Genomic DNA, 1,627 nt, shown 5'->3' on the forward strand with positions numbered 1-1,627 from the left:
CTCGTCCGAGTAGTCCTTCATCGCCATCGGCGGTCTTCTCGCTTCCTCCGGATCAAGCAGATCCAGTATCAGCGTGTCCACCACTCAGGGGGAGACCCCGGCGGCGTCGCCCTGGCGGCGGCGGCCGACGGGGGATGGTTATTCGCCCGTCCACCGGTTGCGGTCATGCTCTAATCGCCGGATGACGAAGATCGAATCAGAGCTGATACGACGTTGGCTGAACGGCTGGACCGTGGCTCGCTCCTTGCCCGAGGCCGAGCCGGTCGAGTCCGCAGGGGACGGCCTGCGGTCCAAGTGCGACCAACCCGGCCGCGAGGTCGAGGTGTTCGCGCTGCGTGCGGACGAGGAGCCCGAGTCCTTGGCACGGCTGGCGGCAACCGTCGCCGCCGCGAGGCAGACCACCTGGCTCACGGTACCTACGCTGCGCCCAGGCACCGTCGAAGCCGTCGTCGGCGCCGCCGGACTGGAGGTGCTCCACCGGTCAGAGTGGTTCATGACGACCGATCTGACCGGGCACCCGCAGCACGCGCCCGCCGCGCCGTACGAGCGCGAGGTCCGCACGGAGGGACCAGTCACGGTCGTCTCCCTCCATGACTCCTCCGGAGAGGTGGCGGCGCGCGGCACCATCGCCGTGGTCGGCGCCGATGCGATCGCCGATCGCATCGAGACGGACGCGGCGCACCGGCGGCGCGGCCTGGGCCGCGCCATGATGAGCGCTCTGGCGGAGGCCGCCGTGGCCCAGGGCGCCCGTACCGGTCTTCTCATCGCCAGTGAGGAAGGCCAGCACCTCTACTCCTCCCTCGGCTGGCGCCACGAAGCCGACGTCCTGATCGCCCGGGGGCCGGTGGTTCCCCTCAACCGGTAGGACTGGCTCACGCTGACCGATCCGCCCTTACGCACGGCGCACACCGGCGGATCCCACCGAGCGAAGATGCCCGGATTTCCTTTAATTGCCCGTTCCGGCTGTATTCCGGTTGGCCGTCAATCTCGGCTGCCCCTGTCAGAGACCATCAGCAGGAAGGCGAAGCGCGCTGTCGTGCGGGCCGGGCGGGATGTGAAGGGTGGCGGTGTCGTAGTCGCCGAAGCGGAGCACGTTGTCCCTGCGGTGCGGACTGAGCGCGGCGATGTCGTCGGGGTTCACCTCCCGGCCTTGGGCGGCCATCTGGCGCAGTGTGTCGGTCATGTCGACGGTGGTGGAGAAGATGATGCTGTTGGCCATCAGGTCGAGGAACTTGACGGCCTTCTCCTGAAGTTCGGGATCGTGGGAGCGCAGGTAGCCGTCCCCGCCGAAGTGCAGCCACTTCGTGTACCCGTTGTATGCTTCGGCCTTGTTCGTCGCCCTGGTGATCTGCTCCCGCAGCTGCGGGTCCGACAGGTAGCGGAACAGGACGATCGTCCGGACGGCGCGACCGACCTCGCGAAAGACCCGGTAGATCTGGTTCTTGCGGGAATGGTTGTTCAGGCGCCGCAGGAGGGTGACGGAGGACACGGTGCCTTCCCGTACCGAGGCCGGAGGCTGTCAAGTTGAGTGTGTGCGTTGGGGTATGACCTCGTATGGTCGGGCTCCGGCAGGGGTTACTTTTGGTGATCTTGCTTGATGTGGGTCAGAGGGGCAGTCGGTCGGGGA

At 67.4% G+C, this 1,627-nt stretch carries 1 protein-coding gene and 1 pseudogene; one reads left to right on the plus strand and one right to left on the minus strand.

All coding sequences use genetic code 11. From position 1 onward, the window contains the following. Nucleotides 1-181 precede the first annotated feature (181 nt). Nucleotides 182-865, plus strand: coding sequence for a GNAT family N-acetyltransferase (locus NFU81_RS03745; protein ID WP_251484974.1), 684 nt, complete (start codon nucleotides 182-184; stop codon nucleotides 863-865). Between the two features lie 135 nt (nucleotides 866-1,000). On the opposite strand, the pseudogene NFU81_RS03750 reads toward NFU81_RS03745, so the two are convergent. Beyond that, nucleotides 1,001-1,498: pseudogene (locus NFU81_RS03750) on the minus strand (Tn3 family transposase); the annotation flags it as partial. Between the last annotated feature and the right edge of the window lie 129 nt (nucleotides 1,499-1,627).

It is taken from the genome of Actinacidiphila cocklensis (genome assembly GCF_907177275.1).
Classification (GTDB): domain Bacteria; phylum Actinomycetota; class Actinomycetes; order Streptomycetales; family Streptomycetaceae; genus Actinacidiphila; species Actinacidiphila cocklensis.